Source organism: Mesorhizobium sp. M2A.F.Ca.ET.039.01.1.1, assembly GCF_003998035.1.
Classification (GTDB): Bacteria; Pseudomonadota; Alphaproteobacteria; order Rhizobiales; family Rhizobiaceae; genus Mesorhizobium.
Window position 1 is genome coordinate 1 of the sequence record NZ_RZRY01001095.1, and the last position, 1533, is coordinate 1533.

General features: G+C 58.1%; 1 protein-coding gene and 1 pseudogene. Both read left to right on the plus strand.

Annotated features, from left to right (window positions below):
• Window positions 1-178: 178 nt before the first annotated feature.
• Window positions 179-676: a DUF6252 family protein gene (locus EOA24_RS37560; protein WP_127410796.1), complete on the plus strand. Its 498-nt coding sequence runs from the start codon at window positions 179-181 to the stop codon at window positions 674-676.
• A gap of 355 nt (window positions 677-1031) precedes the next feature.
• A pseudogene (locus EOA24_RS37565) lies at window positions 1032-1533 on the plus strand (ABC transporter ATP-binding protein/permease); the annotation flags it as partial.

Here is a 1533-nt window from a genome sequence, read left to right on the forward strand (position 1 = left end):
GCGGTTGTCCGTGCAGGCATGTCATCCCCCTCGACATAAACCATCGCCGGGCAGATTCGACCCGGCAGGCGGGCGTTGTCAAATCATGTCCAGCCGCCAAAACACGATCTGGTGAATCGCCTCGATCACGGCGCTGAGCTAGGATCGGCAAGGGTTTAGCTGATTTGAGGGGCACCGAATGGCGGTTAGGCGTCGCGCATTGTCGCTGTTGTGCTTGCCTCTCGCCCTTGTGCTCCCGCTGACATTGCAGCGCGTGTCCGCCGAGGAAGCCGTCATGTCGGCGACTTTCGAAGGCAAGCCCTGGACGGCGTCCTTCACCTTGGCCCAGACGATGCAGATGGGCGGCAAGCCGATGCTGAACTTGTCGGGAACAGAACAGGGGTCGCCGACCATGACCTTCAATTCGATGCTCGAGCTCAAGGATCCGAACGACCTTGCCGGCGCCTATCCGCTCAAGACGGGCTCGCCCGCCAACAGCGCCAATTTCAACGTTCTCAATTCCGGCGCCATGGTAGGCCATATCCGTTTCAGCAGCGGCAAGATCGTCATCGACAAATACGACGCAGCCGCAAAGACCATTTCCGGTCATTTCAGCGCCTCGGGAAAAGACGAATCGGGCAAGCCCGAAGAGGTCACCGACGGCAAATTTTCGGGCATTCCGGTCACCGCCCAGTAGCCATTTCGGCTGATCGGCACCCCTTTTCGTTCACAAACCCGTGTTTTTTGCTTCCCTAAGGTAAGCTTTTCGCCTGGTAGCTGAATTGCCCTTAAGACGCTGGAATAAGAGCGGAATTCACCGAGACAAATCCTATCTCGGGATTGGCTTTCTGTTGCCCTCGCGCCACGACGCGTAACCCTGCTCACATTCCTCGCCAGAAAATTAATTGAAAATGATCAATTGGTGTTACCATGTGTAACAAAACTAGAAAGGTTTGGGCGGGATCGTGACTGGGGTCGGTAGACCGCAACGTACAGTACCGGAGCAAACATCCAGTGAGGCAAGGACCTCGCACCTGACGCCGGTATCGTCGATGCGTACATTCTGGGGGCTGATGCGAGCGTACTGGTTCTCCGACCGGTGGAAGGAAGCCTGGACGCTCACCTTCGTCATCGCCGCCCTCACCGCTCTCTCCAGCAAGGCCGGCGTTTGGTTTGCCGTGGCGTTGGGCGAACTCGGCAATTCGATCGCTTTCCTCCACGATGCCGCCAACACCCATCCGCTGCAGACCATCCTGACCAACGCCGGCATACTGGTACTGCTGGTGATCCTGAAAGATGCCGGCTTCACCGGCGTGCGCAACCTCGTTTCAACGACCCTGCACCGCAAATGGCGCGGTTGGCTGGACAACCAGTTCAACCAAGCCCTGCTAGACGGCAATCATACCCATTTCCATGCCCAGCATGGTTCGGCGGCCAGCGGCATCGTCGCTCCCGACAATATCGACCAGCGCATCCAGGAATCGATCAAGGACATGACCGGCGGAGCCATCGGGCTTGCCATGGGCGTGCTTGGCGTAGCGACGTCGCTTTATT

Excerpts from the sequence above, each read along its gene's own strand:
- EOA24_RS37560 (WP_127410796.1), top strand. The coding sequence starts at position 179 with ATGGCGGTTAGGCGTCGCGCATTGTCGCTGTTGTGCTTGCCTCTCGCC.